The sequence below is a fragment of the Acholeplasma sp. ORD1043 genome, assembly GCF_057808485.1.
Genome location: NZ_JAQLOJ010000008.1, coordinates 60,143 through 81,652, shown reverse-complemented (window position 1 = coordinate 81,652; position 21,510 = coordinate 60,143). Strand labels below are relative to the sequence as shown.

General features: G+C 31.9%; 24 protein-coding genes. 20 read left to right on the top strand and 4 right to left on the bottom strand.

Features of this window, described 5'->3' with window-relative positions; all coding sequences use genetic code 11:
- Positions 1–20: 20 nt before the first annotated feature.
- The gene (gene hflX, locus PG914_RS04195) at positions 21–1,280 is read right to left on the bottom strand and encodes a GTPase HflX (protein ID WP_488822456.1); all 1,260 of its coding nucleotides are present in this window, start codon (positions 1,278–1,280) and stop codon (positions 21–23) included.
- Positions 1,267–1,569, bottom strand: a complete 303-nt coding sequence (locus tag PG914_RS04190) for a winged helix-turn-helix transcriptional regulator (protein ID WP_488822455.1) — start codon at positions 1,567–1,569, stop codon at positions 1,267–1,269. The genes hflX and PG914_RS04190 overlap by 14 nt, the downstream gene beginning before the upstream one ends.
- Positions 1,570–1,721: 152 nt before the next feature.
- Between PG914_RS04190 and PG914_RS04185 the strand changes: the two genes are divergently transcribed.
- The 19 genes from PG914_RS04185 to PG914_RS04095 all read left to right on the top strand — a co-directional run bounded on the left by PG914_RS04185 (position 1,722) and on the right by PG914_RS04095 (position 18,736).
- Positions 1,722–2,474: a diadenylate cyclase gene (locus PG914_RS04185; protein ID WP_488822454.1), complete on the top strand. Its 753-nt coding sequence runs from the start codon at positions 1,722–1,724 to the stop codon at positions 2,472–2,474.
- A 13-nt stretch (positions 2,475–2,487) separates the two neighbouring features.
- Entirely contained in the window at positions 2,488–2,667 is a 180-nt protein-coding gene (locus PG914_RS04180; RefSeq protein ID WP_488822453.1) for a hypothetical protein, read from the top strand.
- A gap of 9 nt (positions 2,668–2,676) precedes the next feature.
- Positions 2,677–4,260: a diguanylate cyclase domain-containing protein gene (locus PG914_RS04175; RefSeq protein WP_488822452.1), complete on the top strand. Its 1,584-nt coding sequence runs from the start codon at positions 2,677–2,679 to the stop codon at positions 4,258–4,260.
- A gap of 24 nt (positions 4,261–4,284) precedes the next feature.
- Positions 4,285–4,806 carry a 5-formyltetrahydrofolate cyclo-ligase gene (locus PG914_RS04170; protein ID WP_488822451.1) on the top strand — a complete coding sequence of 174 codons (522 nt, stop codon included), beginning with the start codon at positions 4,285–4,287 and terminating at the stop codon, positions 4,804–4,806.
- Positions 4,807–4,816: 10 nt separating this feature from the next.
- On the top strand, positions 4,817–5,101 hold the full coding sequence (locus PG914_RS04165) for a YutD family protein (RefSeq protein WP_488822450.1): 285 nt from the start codon (positions 4,817–4,819) through the stop codon (positions 5,099–5,101).
- A 33-nt stretch (positions 5,102–5,134) separates the two neighbouring features.
- Positions 5,135–5,368 (top strand): NifU family protein, encoded by a 234-nt coding sequence (locus tag PG914_RS04160; protein ID WP_488822449.1) that lies wholly within the window; start codon positions 5,135–5,137, stop codon positions 5,366–5,368.
- A gap of 4 nt (positions 5,369–5,372) precedes the next feature.
- Positions 5,373–5,837: a divergent PAP2 family protein gene (locus PG914_RS04155; protein WP_488822448.1), complete on the top strand. Its 465-nt coding sequence runs from the start codon at positions 5,373–5,375 to the stop codon at positions 5,835–5,837.
- On the top strand, positions 5,834–6,625 hold the full coding sequence (locus PG914_RS04150) for a DegV family protein (protein ID WP_488822447.1): 792 nt from the start codon (positions 5,834–5,836) through the stop codon (positions 6,623–6,625). The genes PG914_RS04155 and PG914_RS04150 overlap by 4 nt, the downstream gene beginning before the upstream one ends.
- A gap of 5 nt (positions 6,626–6,630) precedes the next feature.
- Positions 6,631–7,179 carry a hypothetical protein gene (locus tag PG914_RS04145; RefSeq protein WP_488822446.1) on the top strand — a complete coding sequence of 183 codons (549 nt, stop codon included), beginning with the start codon at positions 6,631–6,633 and terminating at the stop codon, positions 7,177–7,179.
- Between the two features lie 124 nt (positions 7,180–7,303).
- Complete coding sequence (locus PG914_RS04140) at positions 7,304–7,636, top strand: S1 RNA-binding domain-containing protein (RefSeq protein WP_488822445.1); 333 nt, start codon at positions 7,304–7,306, stop codon at positions 7,634–7,636.
- The gene (locus PG914_RS04135; protein WP_488822457.1) at positions 7,630–8,907 is read left to right on the top strand and encodes a glucose-6-phosphate isomerase; all 1,278 of its coding nucleotides are present in this window, start codon (positions 7,630–7,632) and stop codon (positions 8,905–8,907) included. Before PG914_RS04140 ends, PG914_RS04135 begins: the two co-directional genes overlap by 7 nt.
- Positions 8,904–9,350 (top strand): tRNA (adenosine(37)-N6)-threonylcarbamoyltransferase complex ATPase subunit type 1 TsaE, encoded by a 447-nt coding sequence (tsaE, locus tag PG914_RS04130; RefSeq protein WP_488822444.1) that lies wholly within the window; start codon positions 8,904–8,906, stop codon positions 9,348–9,350. The genes PG914_RS04135 and tsaE overlap by 4 nt, the downstream gene beginning before the upstream one ends.
- Positions 9,347–9,937 (top strand): tRNA (adenosine(37)-N6)-threonylcarbamoyltransferase complex dimerization subunit type 1 TsaB, encoded by a 591-nt coding sequence (gene tsaB, locus PG914_RS04125; protein ID WP_488822443.1) that lies wholly within the window; start codon positions 9,347–9,349, stop codon positions 9,935–9,937. Before tsaE ends, tsaB begins: the two co-directional genes overlap by 4 nt.
- Positions 9,915–10,346, top strand: coding sequence for a ribosomal protein S18-alanine N-acetyltransferase (rimI, locus tag PG914_RS04120; RefSeq protein WP_488822442.1), 432 nt, complete (start codon positions 9,915–9,917; stop codon positions 10,344–10,346). Before tsaB ends, rimI begins: the two co-directional genes overlap by 23 nt.
- Positions 10,347–11,354 (top strand): tRNA (adenosine(37)-N6)-threonylcarbamoyltransferase complex transferase subunit TsaD, encoded by a 1,008-nt coding sequence (gene tsaD, locus PG914_RS04115; RefSeq protein WP_488822441.1) that lies wholly within the window; start codon positions 10,347–10,349, stop codon positions 11,352–11,354.
- Between the two features lie 58 nt (positions 11,355–11,412).
- Positions 11,413–13,089, top strand: coding sequence for a hypothetical protein (locus PG914_RS04110; RefSeq protein WP_488822440.1), 1,677 nt, complete (start codon positions 11,413–11,415; stop codon positions 13,087–13,089).
- Between the two features lie 107 nt (positions 13,090–13,196).
- A complete protein-coding gene (locus PG914_RS04105) occupies positions 13,197–14,987 on the top strand; it encodes a glycosyltransferase (protein ID WP_488822439.1) in 1,791 nt (596 codons plus the stop codon).
- Positions 14,988–14,998: 11 nt separating this feature from the next.
- Positions 14,999–16,633: a glutamine--tRNA ligase/YqeY domain fusion protein gene (locus PG914_RS04100; protein ID WP_488822438.1), complete on the top strand. Its 1,635-nt coding sequence runs from the start codon at positions 14,999–15,001 to the stop codon at positions 16,631–16,633.
- Positions 16,634–16,645: 12 nt separating this feature from the next.
- A complete protein-coding gene (locus PG914_RS04095; protein ID WP_488822437.1) occupies positions 16,646–18,736 on the top strand; it encodes an ATP-dependent helicase in 2,091 nt (696 codons plus the stop codon).
- Positions 18,737–18,770: 34 nt separating this feature from the next.
- On the opposite strand, the gene PG914_RS04090 is transcribed toward PG914_RS04095, so the two are convergent.
- Positions 18,771–19,466: a DUF4956 domain-containing protein gene (locus PG914_RS04090; protein ID WP_488822436.1), complete on the bottom strand. Its 696-nt coding sequence runs from the start codon at positions 19,464–19,466 to the stop codon at positions 18,771–18,773.
- Positions 19,453–20,181, bottom strand: coding sequence for a VTC domain-containing protein (locus PG914_RS04085; protein ID WP_488822435.1), 729 nt, complete (start codon positions 20,179–20,181; stop codon positions 19,453–19,455). Before PG914_RS04085 ends, PG914_RS04090 begins: the two co-directional genes overlap by 14 nt.
- Before the next feature lie 100 nt (positions 20,182–20,281).
- On the opposite strand from PG914_RS04085, the gene PG914_RS04080 reads away from it, so the two are divergent.
- Positions 20,282–21,433: an ATP-dependent helicase gene (locus tag PG914_RS04080; protein ID WP_488822434.1), complete on the top strand. Its 1,152-nt coding sequence runs from the start codon at positions 20,282–20,284 to the stop codon at positions 21,431–21,433.
- Positions 21,434–21,510: the final 77 nt, after the last annotated feature.

Below are 21,510 nucleotides of genomic sequence, written 5' to 3'. Positions count from 1 at the left end.
TTGGACTTGAGGCTTTTATTTTAATTAGGTTTTTGAATAATGTACTGCTTCAACTTTTCAATATTTCTTGGTGTTAACACAGCTTTAACATACGTACCATTATCAAGATAGCTTGTTTCAATAACTGTTGTTTCGGTTTTTAGTTGTTGATAAATTGCCCCTTGATCAAATGGGATTAATAAATGTGTAATTCTACTTGAATCATAAAGATGAGATTGGATTGATTGATATAAATCATCAAGTCCTTCTCCGGTCTTACTTGAGATATAGAAGTAGTCTTCCATAATATATGGTTGACTAAATCTTAAATCCTTTTTAGTTACAACTAGTAATCTTGGTGTATGTTCCATACCTAGTTGTTTAATAATAGATTTAGTAAGTTCTAATTGATTGATAGAAGGATTTAATCCATCAACAATATGTAGAATTAAGTCAGCATCTTGAATATCAGCAAGCGTTGATTCAAAAGATGCAATTAACTCTGGTGGAAGTTTAGAAATGAACCCAACGGTATCAATTAAAATAAATGGTGGTTGATTATCTTTCTTAATTCTTTTAGCTTTTGTATCAAGTGTTGCAAAGAGCATATTCTTTTCAAATACTTCAGTTTTATCAGCTCCCCATTTATCTGCAAAATAGTTCATTAATGATGACTTGCCAGCATTGGTATAACCAACAAGTGCAACAATTGGAATGGCGTTATCAAGCCTTTTTTGGCGAGAAGTAGCACGTGTTTGTTTAATCTTTTCAATCTCTTTTCTAAGATTTGAAATTTCAACTTGAAGTCTACGACGATCAAGTTCTAATTTTGTCTCACCAGGACCTTTTGCGTTAAATGAACCACCACCTTGTCTAGATAGTGAATTACCCATACCAACTAAGCGTGGTAACATATATAGTTTTTGAGCAAGTGCAACTTCAAGCATAGCTTGTTTAGTTTTTGCACGCTCAGCAAATATTTGTAAAATTAGAAATGATCTATCAATAATAATTGTATCTAATACTTTTTCTAAATTTCTTAATTGTCCAGGTGATAAGGTATCATCAAAGATTACCATGTCGATATTTAATATATCAATCATCTTCTTGATTTCTTCGACTTTACCAGAACCAATATAATATCTTGGGTCAATTTGATCAATTGATTGAATGACTTTATCGATTGGTTCAATATTACAAGCTTTTGCTAATTCTTCAAGTTCAATAATTGAATCTTCTGTTTGTTTAATATCCGTGCGAAAGTTGGCAGCAACTAAAAGTGCACGATCAAATTTTTGCATATGTGTCTCCCCATGTTCTAATGGCATCAATAATTGGACTAAGTGATAATCCTAGACTTGTTAATTCGTATTCCACACGTGGTGGAATCTCAGGATATACCGTTCTAATTAATAGTCCAGATGCCTCCATCTGTCTTAAGTTTTGAGTTAATACCTTTTGACTAATTGTATCAATATTTCTTTTTAATTCAGAGAATCGTTTTTTACCTGTTAAAAGTTCTCTAATGATTAAGAACTTCCATTTTTCTCCAAATAGATTCAGAGCTTTTTCTATGGAACAAGTGTTCATGCTCCCACCCCTTTCAAAAGTTAGTTTCATTTAGTAACTAACTATATATTCTATACCAAAAGCATTATAACATGTATTACCCAAAATTATATTTATTAGATATCATAATATGATATAATCAAAGTAGATTTTATTCGAAAGAGGGTATCAATATGCCAGATTGGGCTTCTAATTTATCTTGGTGGACTTTACTAGATTTCTACCTAATCTTTATCTTAGCCGTACTCGTACTTAAATTTGTATTACACAATAAGAGAGTATTCTCTTTATTTACATTTTTCTTATTTACAATTTTAATGTATGCGTTAGCAGAATTCTTACCACTAACGATTTCGAATGAAGTATTTACAACCCTTCCATTTATTTCCATCATTTTTATCATCATTGTTGGTGCACCAGATTTACGCTTAACACTTGAATCAATGTGGAAAGAAACCACTAAATCAGGTGCTGTAATGATGGGTAGTGAAAGAACTAAGAATGAGATTGTTAAAGCTGCAATGTTACTTTCTAAAGATTCAATCGGTGGCTTAATTACAATCGAAAAACATAATACACTTGACCAATATTCATCTCGTGCAATCATGTTAAACAGTGATGTTTCACATGAATTATTAATTAATATTTTCACTCCAAATACACCACTACATGATGGCGCAGTCATTGTACGTGGCGATAAATTAGTCTGTGCTGGTGCATACTTTGTCTTATCAAGTAACGACAATTTTGAAAAGACAACAGGTTCTCGTCATAGAGCAGCTTTAGGTATCTCAGAAATCACCGACTCACTTACTGTTGTTGTATCAGAAGAAACAGGAAGTATTTCAGTAGCAATTAATGGTGTTATGACTAAGATGAAAGATGAAAATGCCCTTAATGAGTATTTATCACTCTTCATGAGATAGAAAGGAGAAAGCTATGTTTAAGAAAATCTTTAACTTGATTTTTGAACCATTTAAGTTCTTTGGTTCAAGAGATTTATCAACAAAAATTGTAGCCTTCTTTGATCGTCATGGATGGTTAGTTTATGTTATTTCATTTTTAGTAGCCTTAAGTGCAGTATTCTTTAAATATATTTTCCCAGTACTTATTTCATAAGAGGTTAACATGTTAGATTACACGCAACACCCAATTTTTGGGGTGATTATTGCCGTCTTTATTTTGGTATTAGTCATCACTGAATCCATCTTAAGAGAACGTGTATTAAGAAATAGACTTACATTCTCATTCTTGAATGTAACTTTATTTGCTGTGTTGATTTTTATTTATGACACATTCATTTTAACCAACGACCAATATTTACTAGGTTATGTGATTTATTTATATTTTAATTATGGAATATTCTTGCTTTCGCTTTATCAAACCTTTAGAAATGCCATTATAAATGGTTCATATTATCAACTTTTTATTAAAGGTGTTAAGAATACTAAATGGAATGTTTATTATGTTGTTGACCATAAAGAACGCATTAAAGATATTTCATTATCCTTATTGCGTGAGTTAAATCTTTCAAAAGAAGATGTCATCGGTAAAAAGTTCTTAAATGTATTCTCATCTAAAGTGAGATTTACTAAGATGAATGGTGAAGCTGTTCACACCAGAGTCATTGAAAAGTATTTTAATGACTATCGTAAAACAGTTAAACCAAGTGACAGCGAAATCATGGAATTAGAACTTCAAAACTTCAATGGTGAGCCGGTAACTCTACATCTACATATGCAACCCTTATACGTTCTAGGAAGATATCGAGGCAGAATGGCAGTAGGTGAAAAGAGAACGGATGAAGAATTACTTCAAGTTGAAAAAACACTTAAAGCAACCGATAAAGAATTAGAATCTATTAGACATAAATTTATTGCTACTTTAGAACTTTCTGATGAAGGTTTATTCTATATCGATTTAGATGAGAAAACTATCTGGATGAATGATGTCATCACAGAAAGTCTAAAGATGCCAACTAACCTTTTAAAGGTGAATGATTATCGTGATTTTATCAATCCACAAGATTTACAAAAGTATTTAGATACCATTTCAAATCTAACACCAAATAAACCAGCATATGCAATCTCATATCGTTTTAAAGTGGATGATAACTATATTTGGGTTAAAGAAAAAGGTAAAAGATTATTTGAAGATAGAGAATCTTCGACAATCATGGGTATCATCTCGCCAATCCACGCTGCGTACTATAGAAAGACAAATCTCGAAATATTAGATCAAATTAAAGATGAAAACTATCTGTTACCAGACTTAAAACAACTCATTAAAAATGGTCGACCTTTCCAATTAGCAATCATTAATTTGAAAAATATTCCAATAATTAATGAAGCACATGGTAGAGATGTTGGTAATATGTTGATGGCTCAATATATTACGAGATTAAAACAATCATTTGTTACAGAAAGTTCAGACATTTATCGCTTATCTGGTTTAGAGTTTGCATTTACAATTACAGATGCTAGAAAGATGGCTAGTCTTCATAACGGTATTAGAGCAGAAGACTCATACTTAAATATGGCAATGGAATATGGTTCAATCACTGCTGAACTTGAAGTATTTATTGGGATTGCTCAAATGTATGATGATGCAGTCAATGCTCAAGACTTATATCAAAATGCAGCACGCGCATTAAAGACTGCACAACTACCACAGTTTAAAGGACAAGGATGTTATTTCAAAGATATTAAATAATTATTAATGTGAGAGGGGATTCACATGGATAAGAAGACATTAAGAAAAGAAATCATTGAAAAACGCAAAAATTTAAGTTTTGAAAGAAAGATTTTAGCTAAGGAAAGAATTATTGAAAAGTTAAAAGAAGATGAACACTTCTTAAAAGCTGACTTTGTTGGATTGTTTTCACCTGTTGGAGGTGAGGTTGATTTAACTGAGCTAATGATTTTGTTTCCAGATAAAATCTATGCACTGCCAAAAGTTGTAAATGATCGCATCATGTTTTTACAAGTAGATGCACATTCAAAACTGAAAAAATCAAGCTTTGGTATTTTAGAACCACAATTTGGATTTGATATTACCCATAAACTTGAAGTGATTCTCGTACCAAGTTTAGGTATGACTAAAAACTTTTATCGTCTTGGATATGGTAAAGGTTATTTTGATAAATTTTTTAGAAATCGACAAAGTATATACAAAATTGGTATTATCTACGAAGATGAAGTGGTTGAATTCGACCCTACCGAGTATGATGTACCATTAAATGATTACATTGCCGGATGAGAGGCTTAATATGATTATAGAAACAGAAGTAGGAAATTTTGAATTAATTAAAAACTATCGTGATGCATTCGACATTCAAAAGTTTATTGAGAAATATGTTGATGTTGCTTTTGATCGCTACACCTACATTGTAGGTGACATTGCATCAGATATTTTAAGATTAAAAGGTTTCTCACAAGATCCAAAAGGTGCAAACGGCTATAAGAAGATTCCTGACTACATCAATGAAAGTTGTAACCATAATTGTCCGTTTTTCGTGCTAAAAAGGGTCAAAAAAGAAGAAAACAAAGTATAATGAATGTAGTTTAAATGAACGGAGTATTGTAGAATGAGTATTGAACAACAAACAGAATCTGTAAACAAAATATTAACCCGCGTTCGTCCATACATCCAACGTGACGGTGGCGATATTGAACTCGTTAACATCGAAGATGGTATCGTTTATGTTAGAATGGGTGGAGCTTGTGACGGCTGTGCGGCAATCGATATTACACTAAAACAAGGAATAGAGCAAATGCTTTTGGAAAATGTTCCAGGTATTATTGCTGTGGTAACTGTCTAATATGATGTCAACTCCTGATGCAGTCATAATTATATCCATCGTTTCGTTATTAACCGCTCAAGTGATGAAATTCATCATTGATGCGATTGTTAATAAAAAACTTAACGAAAGTATTTTAATTTCAACCGGTGGTATGCCATCAAGTCATAGTGCATTAGTCACTTCACTTGCGGTATCCATTGCTCTTTTTGAGATACATGAATTTGGTCAAGTTTCAACAATTTTTGCGATTGCATTAGTTTTAGCATTAGTCGTCTTACACGATTCAATGGGTGTTCGTTATGAAGCAAGTAAACACGCCAGAGAATTAAACCAAATTAAATTAAGATTAAATTTAATTGAAAATATTGATGTAGAAGAAAAGAAACTCAAAGAAGCTCTAGGACATAAGCCAAGAGAAGTATTTGCTGGTATTTTATTAGGTGCTTTAATTGCCGTCATAGGATTCTTAATTGTAAGAGGGATATGAGAACATTTGGTGTCGTTATCGACTCAAGTACCAACTTAAATGAAATTGATGAACAGTTTAAAGACGCGAGTGTCGTGTCTTTATCTTTTATGTTAGAAGACCATGAGGTTTTCAATCATCAAGTATCATCAAGCGACTTAATTAACGCTAAAAAAGTATCGGTGATTGCACCAAAACCAGAAAATTATATTAGAGCATATGAAGAACAAAAAAAACTAGGATATAAAGAAGTTTTTATCTTTATTTCAAGTACGTATTTTTCTGATTCGTTAACTCAAGCTAATTTAGCTAAAACGATTTTGGCTAAAAATGATTTTCATATCATTGATACAAAAACTTTTTCAAGTGGGATTAATCAAATTTTGTATCAATTAACATTACCTGATAATTATGATGAAACAGCAAATTCAATTCAAGTTAAAATTGAAACGTTCATTAAACATAACCAAACAATTTTAGTTACAAGAGATTTACCAAACAATTTTATTAAAAATTTATTGCCATTTAATCATATTATTGAGGTTAAAGATGACTTAAACTTAGTTAAGTCATTACCTAAACAAGAACAAGTTTTCAAATATATTAAACTTCGTATTGAAAATGAGAAAAAACTAGGTCATGAACCCTATGTATTGATTATGTATCATGATTTAAAAGAAGCGAAAATTCTTCAACAAGAATTATTCACACTTTTAAATATCAATATTTATATTGATGATAAACTGCCTAATCTCATTTATACGAAATTTAAAAAGCCTTTAATGGGTATTACAATCGGAAGGAATTAATTATTATGCAACTTACTAAAAGACAATGGTTAATGTTCTCATTCTTCATTGTGAACTTTGCTTATATTTTGCTCGCAGCAGCACTAACCGGAGATTTTGGTGTCATTTTTGCTAATTTATCGATCTTGATTTTCTTAGCAGCACTTTATTTAGAACGCGGTTATGCATCTAGATACTATGTACTTTTAGCAGCTGTTTGGTTAATTGTAGAAGTTATTATGAGTTGGGTATTTAATGGTGTAATCCCTACAAGTATTGAAGGTATGTTATATCTTGGTACAGAGATTGCACTCTATGTAGCAGTCGGATTCTTTGGATACACCTACTACCACAACTTATTTAAACAAAATAAATACTGGATTTTAATTATCGTACTTGCAGCACCAACATTAGCAATTGAGTTACTTTATGCAAGTTCAGCATTAGCTCAGTTTACATTAAATATTCCACCGCTAACAATGATTCAAATTATATTATCAATCATTTATAGTATGACATTACCAGCGGTTATGATCATTTATACAATCATTAGAAAAAAAGAGATAACTTACTAAACATAGGCTTAAAAACCTATGTTTTTTTATAACATTTCGCTAAAATATGGTTTTAGATAGAAAATCTTTATATAGTAAATATAAAGTGATATAATTAAGTGAAAAATGAATAGGACGAACTTATATGAATAAAAATGACCGAATTCAATGTAAAATTACCGGAATTCAACCGTATGGAGTCTTTGTAGAACACGAAGATTATCAAGGTTTAATCCATATTTCTGAAGTATCAGATAGATTTGTAAAAGATATTGATAAGCTTTTTACTGTCGGTGAATTCATTTATGCTTCAGTTCTTGAGGTCGATGAAGAAAACAAGAAGTTACAACTCTCTTATAAGAAAGCTCAATTCATTAATCCAAGAGTTTCTAAACAAGTTGATATTAAAATCGGATTTAGATCCATTGAAAAGAAATTACCTGAATGGGTAGAGTTAAAGAAAGCGAGTAAATCATGAGTATAAAAATTAATATTTCAGAAGCACAAAAATTCTTAAAGCATAAAGTAAATAACTTACAACCAAGAGTAAACACAGTTCATGAAATGATTAAATCAAAATCTGGTAAAGGAAACGACTTCTTAGGTTGGTTAGACTTACCATTTGATTATGAAAAAGAAGAATTAGAAAGAATCTACGCATTAAAGAACAAGTTCTTTAAACTAGATGTTTTAGTTGTTATTGGTATTGGTGGTTCTTATTTAGGTGCTAAAGCCGGTTTAGAATTTCTTAAAGAACCATTTAAAAAATCAAAACCAGAGATCATTTTTGCTGGACACCAATTATCTTCTAACTATTTAAAGAATTTACTAAAATATTTAGATAAGAAAAATTACGCAATTAACGTGATTTCAAAATCAGGTACTACAACTGAACCTGCAGTTGCCTTCCGTTTCTTAAAAGAACACATTGAAAATAAATACGGTAAAGATGAAGCAAGACAAAGAATCTTTGCAACTACAGATAAAGCACGCGGTGCATTATATCAACTTGCTACAAACGAAGGATATGAAAAGTTTGTTATTAAAGATGATATCGGTGGTAGATTCTCAGTATTAACCTCTGTTGGATTATTACCATTTGTATTTGCAGGTGTTGATGTTGCTAAGATGTTAAAAGGTGCTCAAGATGCATGGAATGATGCTCAAGAACCATCATTAAAGAAAAACAAAGCATACTTATACGCTGCTACACGTTATGCATTATATGAAGAAGGCAAGAAAACTGAATACCTTGTAAACTATGAGCCACGTTTATCATTCTTCTCAGAATGGTGGAAACAATTATATGGTGAATCAGAAGGTAAAAATGGTAAAGGCTTAATGGTCTCAAGCGCACAATTTACAACTGACCTTCACTCACTTGGTCAACAAATCCAAGATGGACAACGCATTTTATTTGAAACAGTTTTACAAGTTAAGAAAACTGACAAATTAGCCATCCCATTTGATCAAGATGATTTAGACAAATTAAACTATATTGCTGGAAAAGAGGTATCATTTGTTAATGACAAAGCATTAGAAGGTACAATGATGGCTCACGTTGATGGTAACGTGCCAAACATCTTAATTACACTTGATAAGATGGATGCATATCATTTTGGTTACTTAGTCTACTTCTTTGAAATAGCATGTGCGATGAGTGCATACTTACTTGACGTAAACCCATTCGATCAACCAGGTGTTGAGGCATACAAGAAGAATATGTTTGCGTTACTAGGAAAAAAATGAAGATAATTGAAACAAATAACAAAGAACAAACAATTGAATTAGGCGAAAAAATAGTTAAAAACATGCCAGCTGATTGTCACGTCATCCTTTTATCAGGGGACTTATCAGCTGGTAAAACAACATTAACAAAAGGCATCGGAAAAGGTTTAGGGGTAAAGTCCATTGTGAATTCCCCTACTTTTACGCTTTTAAAGGTCCATCAAGGTAATAAAACACTTTATCATTTTGATCTTTATCGAATGGATAGTGTGGGTACAGACTTTGATTTAGAAGAATATATTGAAGATGAGGATTCAGTTTCAGTCATTGAATGGCCTTATCAAGTTAAAGAATTATTACCAGAAAAATATATTGAAGTAAAATTAACATATCTTGCTGATAATGATAGAAGAATTGAGATTTCATCGCATAACTTAGATGAAAGTTGGGAAGATGCTCTATGAAACACTTATTAATTGATACATCAACACCATCAATGATCTTAATGTTACAAGATGATAAAAAAACACTAGATATTAGTGTTAGAGTTGGCAAGTCAGATCATCAAGCTTACATTATTCCATTAATTGATGAATTATTAAAAAGAAACAAGTTAACTAAAGATGATTTAAGTTCAGTTGTTGTAGGGGTTGGTCCTGGTTCATATACAGGCTTACGCGTTGGTGTAATGACTGCTAAGATGATGGGATATAGAACTAATATCGTCATTAGAAAAGTATCTTCTTTATTATTTTTAACATCAGGATATAAAAACAAAGTTTATGCTTGGCATGATGCCAGAAACAACCAAGGATTTAGTGCTTTATACCAAAAAGGTGAAAGACTAAGTGAAGAAGCATTAAGACATATGGATGAATTATCGGAAGAAGAAAAAGCATTACTTGTAAATTTAAAAGAAGACACAATTAAAGTCGATGGTTCAGTAATTTTAGCATATTCTGAAATGGTCGTTAATATTTTTGAATTAATTCCTAATTATTTAAGAAAGACAGAGGCTGAGAGTAAACTTGATCAGACAAGCTCAAATTAATGATTTATTTGAAATTGAAAAGTTAGAAAATAAAATCTTTAATGAAAGTTTGGGTTATGCTTTTTTACGCCAAGAACTTGTAGATAATCCTTTTTCAAAAATATATGTATATGAGAAAGATGAAAAAATTATAGGATATATCAGCTTAAGACTTATTGATAAAAATGCTGATATTGTCAATTTCTTAGTCGATTTACCTTATCAAAACCAAGGTATTGGAAAAGAAATATTTGAGTTTTTATTAAATGAATTAAAGGTTGAGGGTTGCGAAACAATCATCCTAGAAGTAAGAAAAAGTAATCAAAGAGCGATTCATTTTTATGAAAAATTCGGTGGTATAACAATTAGAACAATACCGAATTATTATAAAAATGAAGATGGACTCGTCATGATTATCGAGGTCAAATAAATGTTAATTTTATCCGTTGAATCATCATGCGATGAAACATCTGTAGCGATCACAAAAGATGGTAAAGAAGTTTTATCAAATGCTGTATTAAGTCAAATTAAAATACATGAAAAATTTGGTGGCGTTGTTCCAGAAATCGCTTCAAGAGCACATATTGAGTCAATGCTTTATATGTTTGATGAAGCAATTGAACAAGCAAATATCAAAGTTGAAGATATCGATTTAGTTGCAGTTACTGAAGGACCAGGTTTAATTGGTTCGCTCTTAGTAGGCATTAATGCAGCAACGACTTTTGCGTATATGCACAACAAACCTATTGTTGGTGTGAATCATTTAATTGGACATATTTATGCATCAGTTGTCGAAAATGATTTTAAATTTCCAGCACTTGCCTTACTAGTATCTGGTGGACACACTGAGTTACTTCACATAAAAGGTCATTATGAAATTGAGTTATTGGGTACAACACTAGATGATGCTGTAGGTGAAGCATACGATAAAATAGCAAGAATCTTAGGTCTACCTTATCCAGGTGGTCCACTTGTTGATAAGCTTGCACATGAAGGTATGCCAATTTATAATCTACCTAAACCATTCTTAAAAGACGATCCATATAATTTTTCATTCTCTGGATTAAAAAGTGCAGTCCTAAATTTAGTTCACAACATGAAGCAACGTGGTGAAACATTTAAGATTGAGGATGTATGTGCATCCTTCCAACATGTTGTCACTGAAGTCTTAGTTGAAAAGACACGTCATGCTGCAGATAACCTAGGCGTAAAACAAATTATTATCGCTGGTGGTGTTGCTGCAAATAAAGGATTACGCGCTAAACTTCAAGATAGAATTAAGAATCAAGAAATTTTAATTCCACCATTTAAATACTGTACAGACCAAGCTGCAATGATTGGACTTGCTGCTTATTATCAAGTGCAAAAGTTCGGTTTAAAAGATAACTACTTCATAAAAGGTGATTCAAGTTATCCAATCGATGTTATTAAGCAATAATTGCTCATAGCATCGATTTTTTATTATATAATTAAAACACGATGAGGAGGAGAAAAGAATGTTTAAACTCATTAAATTTATTTTCAAACTTGTAGGATTTCTAATATTATTATCTGTATTAATGCCAATTATTCTTTTGGTTATCATGTATAAAGGGTATGAAGCACCAAAAGATGATTTTGCTAATGCTACCAGCACCTCATTTGAAGAGATTGCTGCAACACAATTAGATGAATTCTTAAGTGATCAAAACGCAACAAGCTTTAATTTTACTTTTAACCAAGCAAATGCAAATGCTGCGTTAAAAGCTATTTATGCAGCAGAGAATCCAAACTTTGCAAGTGATGATCCAAATGTTCCTGAATCAGAAAAAAAATATGCTATTCCATTCGCTGATTATGGTGGATTAAAAGGTGTAACAATTGGTTTTGCTGATGATCAAGTAACAATTGATGCTGGTGTTGAGGCAGGTATGAGTAATATCTACTATCAAACAACGATTAAAATTGTCTTTACTGTTTCAATTGAACAAGCAGAAGTGAATGGTGCTACCCAAAATGAATATCGTTTAACAATAAAAGATATCTCTATTGGTAACCTACCAATTCTTTGGATGTATGATTTTGCAAACTGGACATATGGACAAATTTCAGGTAGCGATTTAAATACTTTAATTGGTACTATGGTCCAAGATTTTGGTTACTTTGACTTAAACACTAAATCTGTTTGGATTTATACAGAAGATTTAATTAACCTCATTAAAGCAGAAGATGGTTCTAATGAAGCAATGTTAGAAGCATTATTTGGATTTATTGATGATGGTGACTTATTAGATACAGTATTTAGTGAAGGAGAAGGTGGACTTTCTATTGCACTTGGACAAATGCGTTCAACTAAGACACAATATGTCTTAACTTCACAACTACAAAATGATGCTGATGTTGAAACCATGTTTACTGGTCAATTAACATCACTCTTAATTTCTTCACTTGGTGGTTCTGGTACTTTAAACTATGATATGCATGAAATGGCATTTAACCAATTACTTGATTATTATGTTGGTGATTCAATGAACATCACTCAAACATTGGAATTAGGGGCACATGTTTATGAGATTTCAACTCAACCAATATTTGGTAAGTTTGAAGATGGTAAAGTTCATTTCACAGTCATTATGACATTAGCTAAACAAGGGGATGCTACTAAATACTTCAAGACAGACTTTACTTTAATTGCAACTCCATCTGTTTCTAACGATAAAGAAGATTTAGTTTTCACAATTGATGAAATTTCGATTGGTGATGGTATCTTAATAGATTCGACTAAAGTTGCAGTTATTTTAAACCTTATTGGGGAAAATGAAATTATTGTTGGTAACCAAATTATTCTTGCTGATTTCTTAGGTGAGTTTGCTAGCCAAGGTGTATCAGTTGAAGATTTACTAGTTGTTGGTAACTATTTAAGATTTGAATTAGTACCAACTGGTGCAAATGCTCAAATTCTTGCTGACTTACAAGATGCAATTCAAAATGCGCTAGATAATGTTCTTGCTGATCCAGATTATGCAAATGTCCAAGATGCATTTGATAACTTCTTAGCAGATCCTGAAAATTCAGATGTATCAGAAATTCTAGATTCAATGAATGATTTAACTCCAGCACAACAACAAGCTCTATTTGATGCATTATATGGTGAATTAGGTTCAGTCCCTGGACTTGATAATTTACTCCCATAATTTACTAAAAGAGGCGAATTTTGCCTCTTTTTTTTATGCGCTAATGACCTTATATCACTTGATGTGATATAATAAATTAACACGATTTTTAATGCTTCGAGGTGTTTATGGTTATTGTATTTGTCATCGACAATTATTTACATCAAAGCAATGGAACGACAATTACGACCCGTCGTTTTGTAGAACAATTAAGAATGCGTGGCCATGAGGTCAGAATTTTATCTGTGGGGCAAGGTGGAGAAGGCTATTATAGCCTAAAAGAGCGTTATATCCCGATTGTCACAGATGTTGCAAAACATCAAGATGTAATCTTCTCAAAACCAGATAAAAAAGTGATAATGGAAGCATTTAAAGGTGCGGATGTCGTTCACTTTGTAACCCCTTGGAAAACTAGCCTGGTGGCAAGAAGTATTGCACAAAAACTAAATATACCGCAGACTGCATCTTTTCATATCCAACCAGAGAATATTACATATGGTGCAGGGTTAAATAACGTACCTTTCTTAAATTCATTTATTTATCGAAGATTTAGAAAGTTTTATGGCAAGATTCCATTTGTCCATGCACCTTCAAACTTTATTGCTAGTGAATTAAGAAATCATAACTATCCTAATACCATCAAGGTCATTTCTAATGGTGTTGACGATGCTTTTTTCAAGGGCGAAGTTATTGAACCTCAGGGTAAGTTTCATATTATTTCAACTGGACGCTTTGCTAAAGAAAAAAATCAAATCTTACTTTTAAAAGCAGTAAATGCATCATCATTAAAAGAAAAGATTAGAATCACTTTAGCAGGTCATGGACCAAAGAAAACATTCTTAGAAAATTATGTTAAGAAACACAATTTAGATGTCGAGTTTAAATTCTTCAAACAAGAAGAGTTGATCAAAGCATTAGAAAGTGCTCATCTTTATGTCCATGCAGCAAACATTGAAATTGAAGCTATTGCATGTTTAGAAGCAATTGCGGTAGGATTAGTTCCAGTTATTGCAAATGCGAAAAAGAGTGCAACAAAACAGTTTGCATTAACAAGTAATAATCTTTTCAAGCCTAATGATGTAGACGACTTAAGAGAAAAGATTGAATACTGGCTTTTAAATGATGAAGAAAGATTAAATGCTAAACTGAAGTATAAGTCATACACTGAACGCTTTAGGCTAGGTTATTCAGTTGATCGTTTTGAAGAAATGTTGCAAGATGCAATCAAACTTCAAAAAGCAAAGAAAATTTCTGAAACCGTTAAAGGTAAAGCATTTAAAAAAGCACTTACACACCCTCCTGTTAAAAGAACCTTATCTGCAATGACTTATTATTTATTTGCATTACCGCTGTTATTCTTATACATGAAGTTTATTCTAAATGTTAAGTATATTGGTCGTAAGAACTTTAGGGAGATTAAAGGTGGAGCGGTTGTGATTTCTAATCACGTACATATCCTAGATTCTGCCATGAATTCACTTGCAACTTTTCCTAAACGCCCGATTATGACTGCGATGAAAGCAAACTTTGAAAAACCTATTGCTGGATTCTTTGTTAATTTACTTGGTGCAGTACCTGTACCTGGTAATATGTTAGAAACCCAATTATTCTTTCAAACTCTAGGGAATGAAGCAAGACGTGGACGATATGTGCACATCTACCCTGAGGGAGAATTAATTGATAAAGATAAAGAGATTAGAGAGTTTAAACGTGGAGCATTCCATCTAGTGGTTGAATCAGGCGTACCTGTTGTACCAGTTAGAATTAGTTTTAAGCCTTCAAGATTCTTAATTTGGGACCGTGAAAAAATCGTTTTAAATGTGGGTAAACCACTTTATCCAGATAGTTCAGTGCCAAATAAAGAAGCTGAAGTAAAATTAAAAAATGAAGCAATCAAACAAATGAATGCACTAGATTAAGAGGTAATTATATGGAAAATAATTCAAACTTTATTAAAACGATCATGGAAGAGGATATTAAATCTGGTAAACATGATGAAATTATTACACGTTTTCCACCAGAACCAAATGGCTTTTTACATATTGGTCACGCAAGAGCGATCGTAACCAATTTTGAACTTGCTAAACAATTTGGTGGTTCAACTAACCTTCGTTATGATGATACAAACCCATCAAAAGAAGATGAAGTTTATGTTAAAGGTATCTTAGAAGATGTTCGTTGGTTAGGTTATGAACCAAAAGGCATTTACTGGGCATCTGATTATTTTGAAGAAATGTTTAACCGTGCAATTTTACTGATCAAAAAAGGATTAGCTTATGTTGATGATCAATCAGCGGAAGAAATTGCTAAAACTAGAGGTGATGTTGTTACCCCTGGTATACCTTCGCCATACAGAAACCGTTCAGTTGAAGAAAACATTAAACTTTTCATGGAAATGCGTGAAGGTAAATATAAAGAAGGCGAAAAAGTATTAAGAGCCAAGATTGACATGGCAAGTCCTAACATGAACATGCGTGACCCAGTACTATATCGTATTTCATTTGCAGTCCATCATAACACAGGAGATACTTGGAAAGTATATCCAATGTATGACTATGCACATCCACTAGAAGATGCGATTGAAGGTATTACACACTCTCTATGTTCTTTAGAATTTGAAGACCATAGACCTTTATATGACTGGGTTGTTCGTGAAACAGAAATGGAACATACACCACGTCAAATCGAATTTGGTCGTTTAGGTATTGTGAATACTGTTATGTCTAAACGTTTACTAAAATACTTAGTAGATGAAGGATATGTTGATGGTTGGGATGATCCTAGAATGCCAACCCTTTCAGGGTTAAGAAGAAAAGGTTATACCAAAGAAGCTATTCGTGCATTCATCTTAGCAACTGGTTTATCAAAAGTTAACTCAGAAGTTGAAGTTGATATGTTAGAATCATTTGTTCGCGATGACTTACAAGGTAAAGCAAAAAGAGCATTTGCAGTAGTTAACCCATTAAAAGTAACAATTACAAATTATCCTGAAGATAAAATGGAGTTCTTCGATGTAGCATACCATCCAGATCGTCTTGAACTAGGTTCAAGAAAAATTGCCTTCTCGAAAACTGTATATATTGAACAAGAAGACTTTGCAGAAGTTAAACCAGATAACAAATATAAACGTTTATCATTAGGTGGCGAAGTGAGACTTTTCCACACATACTTCATCAAAGCATATGATGTCATAAAGAATGCAGAAGGTAACATCATTGAAGTACTTGCAACATACGACCCTGAAACTTTATCAGGTTCAGGATTTAGTGCAAGAAAACCAGATGGTACAATTCACTTTGTAGAAGCATCAACTGCAATCAAAGCAGGCTTTAACTTCTACGGACCATTATTATTAGGTGATAGTAATCTATCTATTGATGAAAGATACAATAAAGACTCAATCGTTAAAAAGTATGGCTTTATTGAAGGTGCATTAGGTGATGTAGAAACAGGCGAAAAATTCCAATTCATTAGAAATGGATATTTCAACTGCTACTTTGATAAAAAGAATAATAACCCATACGATTTTAATGAGATTGTTCCATTAAAGAGTAGTTACAAGTAAGAAGGAGTTAGCATGGAAGAATTCCTAGCTAAACTGAATCCCGAGCAATTAAAGGCGGCCACACATGTTTCTGGCCCTCTTTTTGTTGTTGCAGGTGCAGGTACAGGTAAAACAAGAACATTAACAACTAGAGTAGCATACTTAATTAAAGAAGCAGGTGTACCTGCTGACTCAATTCTAGCGGTTACTTTTACCAATAAAGCAGCTCGTGAAATGAAAGAACGTATTATTGATATGGCTGGCCCATATGCATCAAGCGTTTGGATCTACACATTCCACAGTCTAGCTGCCAATATACTTCGTCGTGATATTGAAGTTTTAAACTTAGGTTATAAGAAAACATTTAATATTGCTGATGAAGATGACGCAAAATCAATTATTAGAGATATTATTAAAAGACTAAATTTAGACCATAAACGTTATAAGATTAATGATGTTAGAAATAAGATTTCTGACATGAAGTGTTTTAATCAAGACCGTTTTGATGATGATAACGAGAAGTTAATTTATCAAATGTATCAACATGATTTAGTTGAAAATAATTTATTAGATTTTGATGATTTACAAATCTATCTTTTAAAACTATTAAAAGAACACGTGGATGTTAGGGAGTATTATCAAGATAAATTCCATTATATTTTAGTTGATGAGTTTCAAGATACAGACCACATTCAATATGAAATTATTAAATACTTAGCAGGAAGAAATAAAAATGTGTTTGTTGTTGGGGACCCTGATCAATCTATTTATGGGTTCCGTGGAGCAAACTATGAAAATGCTAACCACTTTAGAAGAGATTTTGGCGGTGAACAAGTACTTGCTAAAAATTACCGTTCAACACCTGAAATTCTAGATTTTGCAAATAGATTAATTGCAAATAATATCAATCGACCAGTAAAGAAAAATTTATCAACTGAAAGTCCAGCTGGCATTGAACCAATGATTTGGAATGCACAATCTGACTTTAGCGAAGCAACTATGGTAGCAAACGAAATCACTAGACTTGTAAAAGACCATGGTTATGCATACTCTGATATTGCAATCCTTTATCGAAACAATGCATTATCTCGTACTTTTGAAGATACACTTATGAAACATAACATTCCATATGTTATGTATGGTGGCCTATCTTTCTATCAGAGAAAAGAAATCAAAGATATCTTAGCCTATATTAGATTACTCGTTAATCCACATCTAGACTTTTACTTAAAACGTGTCATCAATGTACCTAAACGTGCAATCGGTCCAACAACCGTTAATAAGTTGGAGACACTTGCTAAACAATTAAACTTGTCAATGTTTAATGCGATTGATCATTTAGATGTATCAGGTAAAACAAGAGAACAACTAGATTCATTTAAACGATTAATCATTGAGATGCAAGAACGCTTAGCTACTATGGAGAATCTAGATGAAGTTGTCATGTATGTTGCATACAATACAGGTTATCTTCTAATGCTTGAAGAAGAGAAAGATGATATCTCTCAAGAACGTATTGATAACATCAAAGAATTAAAATCGGTATTCGTTCAAGGTCAAGAGTTCTATGAAGGTAGTTTCATGGAAAGATTAACTCAACTCTTAGACCAAATCGCTTTATACACGGATTTAGACTTACAATCAAATCGTGAAGGTGTTATTCTATCTACCTACCATCAAGTAAAAGGATTAGAATTTAAAGTTGTCTTTATGACAGTGATGGAAGAAGGAATATTCCCATCACCATTATCAACTTACGATACAAGAGAACTTGAAGAAGAAAGAAGAATTGCATACGTTGGTGTAACAAGAGCTAAAGAAAGATTATATCTATCTCGTGCCGATGATCGCTTACTTTATGGTAATTATATCCGACCTATGCCATCTCGTTTCTTAAAAGAAATGTCACCAGTTAAAGAACGATTAACTAAACAATATGCTAATCCAACTCAAAATAGAAATGGTAATGACCGCTTCTTAAAAGCCGGCGACAAAGTATCTCATGCTGTCTTTGGAGAAGGTATTGTTGTATCACTTGAGGGTGATATTGCAACAATTGCATTCAAACTACCACATGGTATTAAAAAGTTATTAGAGTCTCATCCATCCATTAAAAAAATATAAAATAAAACTCCACCTGTTTTGGTGGAGTTATTTTTTAGTTTGGATTATTTGTCATAAGTGCAGCATAATCATGAACAAGTGTAATGTTAAGATTTGAGTTTCTGCTTCTTAAATCATCAATAAATGCTTTTTGGTCAACATCTTTCTTAATTCTAATTAAATAAGTTAATTCAAATAGTGAACCAAAGTCAATTGTTTTAACGCGTTGTAATTCGAAGTGATCTAAGTACTTCGCAAAGATATCTTCAAATGCGTCACGGTAATTTAAGTTTTCTGCAATCACAATTTGAAGCTTTGAGTATTTTGTACGATCACCATCAACTTTAGCTAAGTTAAGTAGGATAAAGATAAGTGAAATAATGAGAGTAATGATTATACCATAACCTAGCGCACCCATGGCTGATGCAAGTGCAATGGCAACCGTTGATAGAATGTAGGTAATGTCACGACTATCTGCCATAGCAGTTCTAAAACGAACTAGTGCAAACACACCAGCAAGTGAGAATGCAGTACCCAGTGCAGTATCTAAATTATTATTAACAAGCAGTATAATCATTGAGATCACAACAGGAAGTAATATTAATGTGGATAAAAATGACTTTTCATATACCTTACTTCTATGTGTAAACATAAATGTGAAACTCAGGATAGCTCCTAATAATCCAGCGGTCACCATGATGATGATAATATCATCGAAAGATGCACCATTAGTTAAATCAAGTGTTAACATAGATCATTCCTCCTTCATGAAGTGTTTCATATGTATTTCTATATTTAGAAAAGTTCTTCGCATAAACTTTTTCTTTGGTTAGAAGATTTGATAACCATAAGGGATAATTATTTAATGATTTAATTTCCATAACAATTAAATCTTTGGATTGTGGGAGTTCAAAGAACAGAGACTCTTTATCTAACGACTTTAAATGTGCATAATGAATTTCATCATCAAAGGTGATTCTAATACCTGTTTGTTCGTGGATAAGTGCTAATCTACTATATTTAACAAAGGTAAATGGTTTTACTGTATATCTTGTTAAATAGTATTTGATTTCTTTGTAAATTTGATTTTGAGTGTAATCGTCAAATGATAATTCTTTACCATTAAATAAATTTGTAACTTGATCTAAGGTTAGGGCTAATCGTCTTTTATTACCCTGACCAGAAAGTTTTTTCTTTAATTCAACAAAGAGTGTTGAATCATTATTTAATGGGTATTCATAAAACCTTACGCGTAGTTTTTCTTTATATGAGAGTCTTGTTTGAGATTGCCTAATGACTTCAAAGTTAGAAGTATCATAATAAACTGTATAAACAGCGTAATGTTTTCCATTTGGTGAATAGGTGTCAAAGGTAAAACCATTAGCTAAAAAACCCGCGATTAAATTATCGCGTTCGATTTTTGATAAAACATATTTCTTCTCATATCGTAAGAAAACTGTTTCCAATAACGTATCCCCATTATGTTAGAACTAGTTATATTGTAACACACTATTTTTAAGAAGAATTAAAGAGGGATTATCTCTACTATATTGGTAGAGGTAAATCATGATTCTATTAAACGAAGAACAAACAAAGGCAGTCTATTCAAAAGATCAATTTATATTTTTATTAGCTGGTGCTGGAAGTGGTAAAACCAGGGTTATCGTTGAGCGGATTAAGCACTTAATTGAAACGGGTATAAATCCTAAAGAAATCTTATGTATAACATTCACTAAAAAAGCATCTTTAGAAATGACAAAACGGTTATCTGATTATGCATTATCAATTCATACATTTCATGGCTATTGTTATCAACAATTAGCAAAAATTAAAACATTTAAAGTCTTTGAACATACAAATGTCTTTAAAGAAGATGAAATTCTTGAAGTGTCAAATTATAAAAATAGTATAAAAACAACAAAGAAACCAAAGATTTATGATACATATCAAAAGTATTTAAAAGAACGCAATCTACTTGATTTTGATGATCTAATGATGGAGACAATTAAACATATTAAGACACATCCATATAAGTATATCTTTGTTGATGAGTTTCAAGACACCAATCTTTTACAATTTAAACTACTGGAAACAATGATTAAAAAAGATACTTTTTGTTTCACAGTAGGGGACCCTGATCAATCGATTTATGCATTCCGTGGAGCTCGCTTTGAACTCATTGATCAGTTCGTTAAACAGTATCAAGCAAGTGTTTTAAAACTATCAAAAAACTATCGTTCAAACGACTTGATTATTGATGCAGCAAACAACTTAATTAAACACAATAAAAACCGATTTAAAAAACATTTAGAAGCGTTAAAAATAGCAACTAATGACCCATTGATATTTATTTATGAAAAAGATTTAATTATGCAAAAAGTTGTTGAACTTATAAAAATAAAAAGGCTTTATCAAGCCGTTATACTGTATAGAAATCATTATCAAGTAAGTTATTTAAAACAACTTTTAGAACAAAACTTTTTATTTGATGTGAGGTTACTATCATTTCATGAATCCAAGGGGTTAGAATTTGATACTGTTATCATTATTGGAGCAGAGATTCTACCCTATGATAAAGACAATATTTTTTTTAATAAAGAGGAAGAAAGAAGACTCTTTTTTGTAGGGATTACAAGAGCAATCAATAACTTATACATTTTTTCTACAAGAAAAACAAAATTTTTAAAAGAGACTAAGCTAGCATACTCAAACATTTAGCTTCGTATCTAAAGGATACGAATAAATTTATTTTTTTAATTGTCTAAGCCCGTGAAACATACGGTCGCGTGGTATAA

Bases quoted from the DNA above. Each gene is read 5' to 3' on its own strand.
- PG914_RS04185 (WP_488822454.1), top strand. From the start codon at position 1,722: ATGCCAGATTGGGCTTCTAATTTATCTTGGTGGACTTTACTAGATTTC.
- PG914_RS04170 (WP_488822451.1), top strand. From the start codon at position 4,285: ATGGATAAGAAGACATTAAGAAAAGAAATCATTGAAAAACGCAAAAAT.
- PG914_RS04145 (WP_488822446.1), top strand. From the start codon at position 6,631: ATGCAACTTACTAAAAGACAATGGTTAATGTTCTCATTCTTCATTGTG.
- PG914_RS04190 (WP_488822455.1), bottom strand. From the start codon at position 1,569: ATGAACACTTGTTCCATAGAAAAAGCTCTGAATCTATTTGGAGAAAAA.
- PG914_RS04175 (WP_488822452.1), top strand. From the start codon at position 2,677: ATGTTAGATTACACGCAACACCCAATTTTTGGGGTGATTATTGCCGTC.
- PG914_RS04160 (WP_488822449.1), top strand. From the start codon at position 5,135: ATGAGTATTGAACAACAAACAGAATCTGTAAACAAAATATTAACCCGC.
- PG914_RS04180 (WP_488822453.1), top strand. From the start codon at position 2,488: ATGTTTAAGAAAATCTTTAACTTGATTTTTGAACCATTTAAGTTCTTT.
- tsaB (WP_488822443.1), top strand. From the start codon at position 9,347: ATGAAACACTTATTAATTGATACATCAACACCATCAATGATCTTAATG.
- PG914_RS04140 (WP_488822445.1), top strand. From the start codon at position 7,304: ATGAATAAAAATGACCGAATTCAATGTAAAATTACCGGAATTCAACCG.
- PG914_RS04080 (WP_488822434.1), top strand. From the start codon at position 20,282: ATGATTCTATTAAACGAAGAACAAACAAAGGCAGTCTATTCAAAAGAT.
- hflX (WP_488822456.1), bottom strand. From the start codon at position 1,280: ATGCAAAAATTTGATCGTGCACTTTTAGTTGCTGCCAACTTTCGCACG.
- PG914_RS04095 (WP_488822437.1), top strand. From the start codon at position 16,646: ATGGAAGAATTCCTAGCTAAACTGAATCCCGAGCAATTAAAGGCGGCC.
- tsaD (WP_488822441.1), top strand. From the start codon at position 10,347: ATGTTAATTTTATCCGTTGAATCATCATGCGATGAAACATCTGTAGCG.
- PG914_RS04150 (WP_488822447.1), top strand. From the start codon at position 5,834: ATGAGAACATTTGGTGTCGTTATCGACTCAAGTACCAACTTAAATGAA.
- PG914_RS04165 (WP_488822450.1), top strand. From the start codon at position 4,817: ATGATTATAGAAACAGAAGTAGGAAATTTTGAATTAATTAAAAACTAT.
- tsaE (WP_488822444.1), top strand. From the start codon at position 8,904: ATGAAGATAATTGAAACAAATAACAAAGAACAAACAATTGAATTAGGC.
- PG914_RS04100 (WP_488822438.1), top strand. From the start codon at position 14,999: ATGGAAAATAATTCAAACTTTATTAAAACGATCATGGAAGAGGATATT.
- PG914_RS04155 (WP_488822448.1), top strand. From the start codon at position 5,373: ATGTCAACTCCTGATGCAGTCATAATTATATCCATCGTTTCGTTATTA.
- PG914_RS04110 (WP_488822440.1), top strand. From the start codon at position 11,413: ATGTTTAAACTCATTAAATTTATTTTCAAACTTGTAGGATTTCTAATA.
- PG914_RS04090 (WP_488822436.1), bottom strand. From the start codon at position 19,466: ATGTTAACACTTGATTTAACTAATGGTGCATCTTTCGATGATATTATC.
- PG914_RS04105 (WP_488822439.1), top strand. From the start codon at position 13,197: ATGGTTATTGTATTTGTCATCGACAATTATTTACATCAAAGCAATGGA.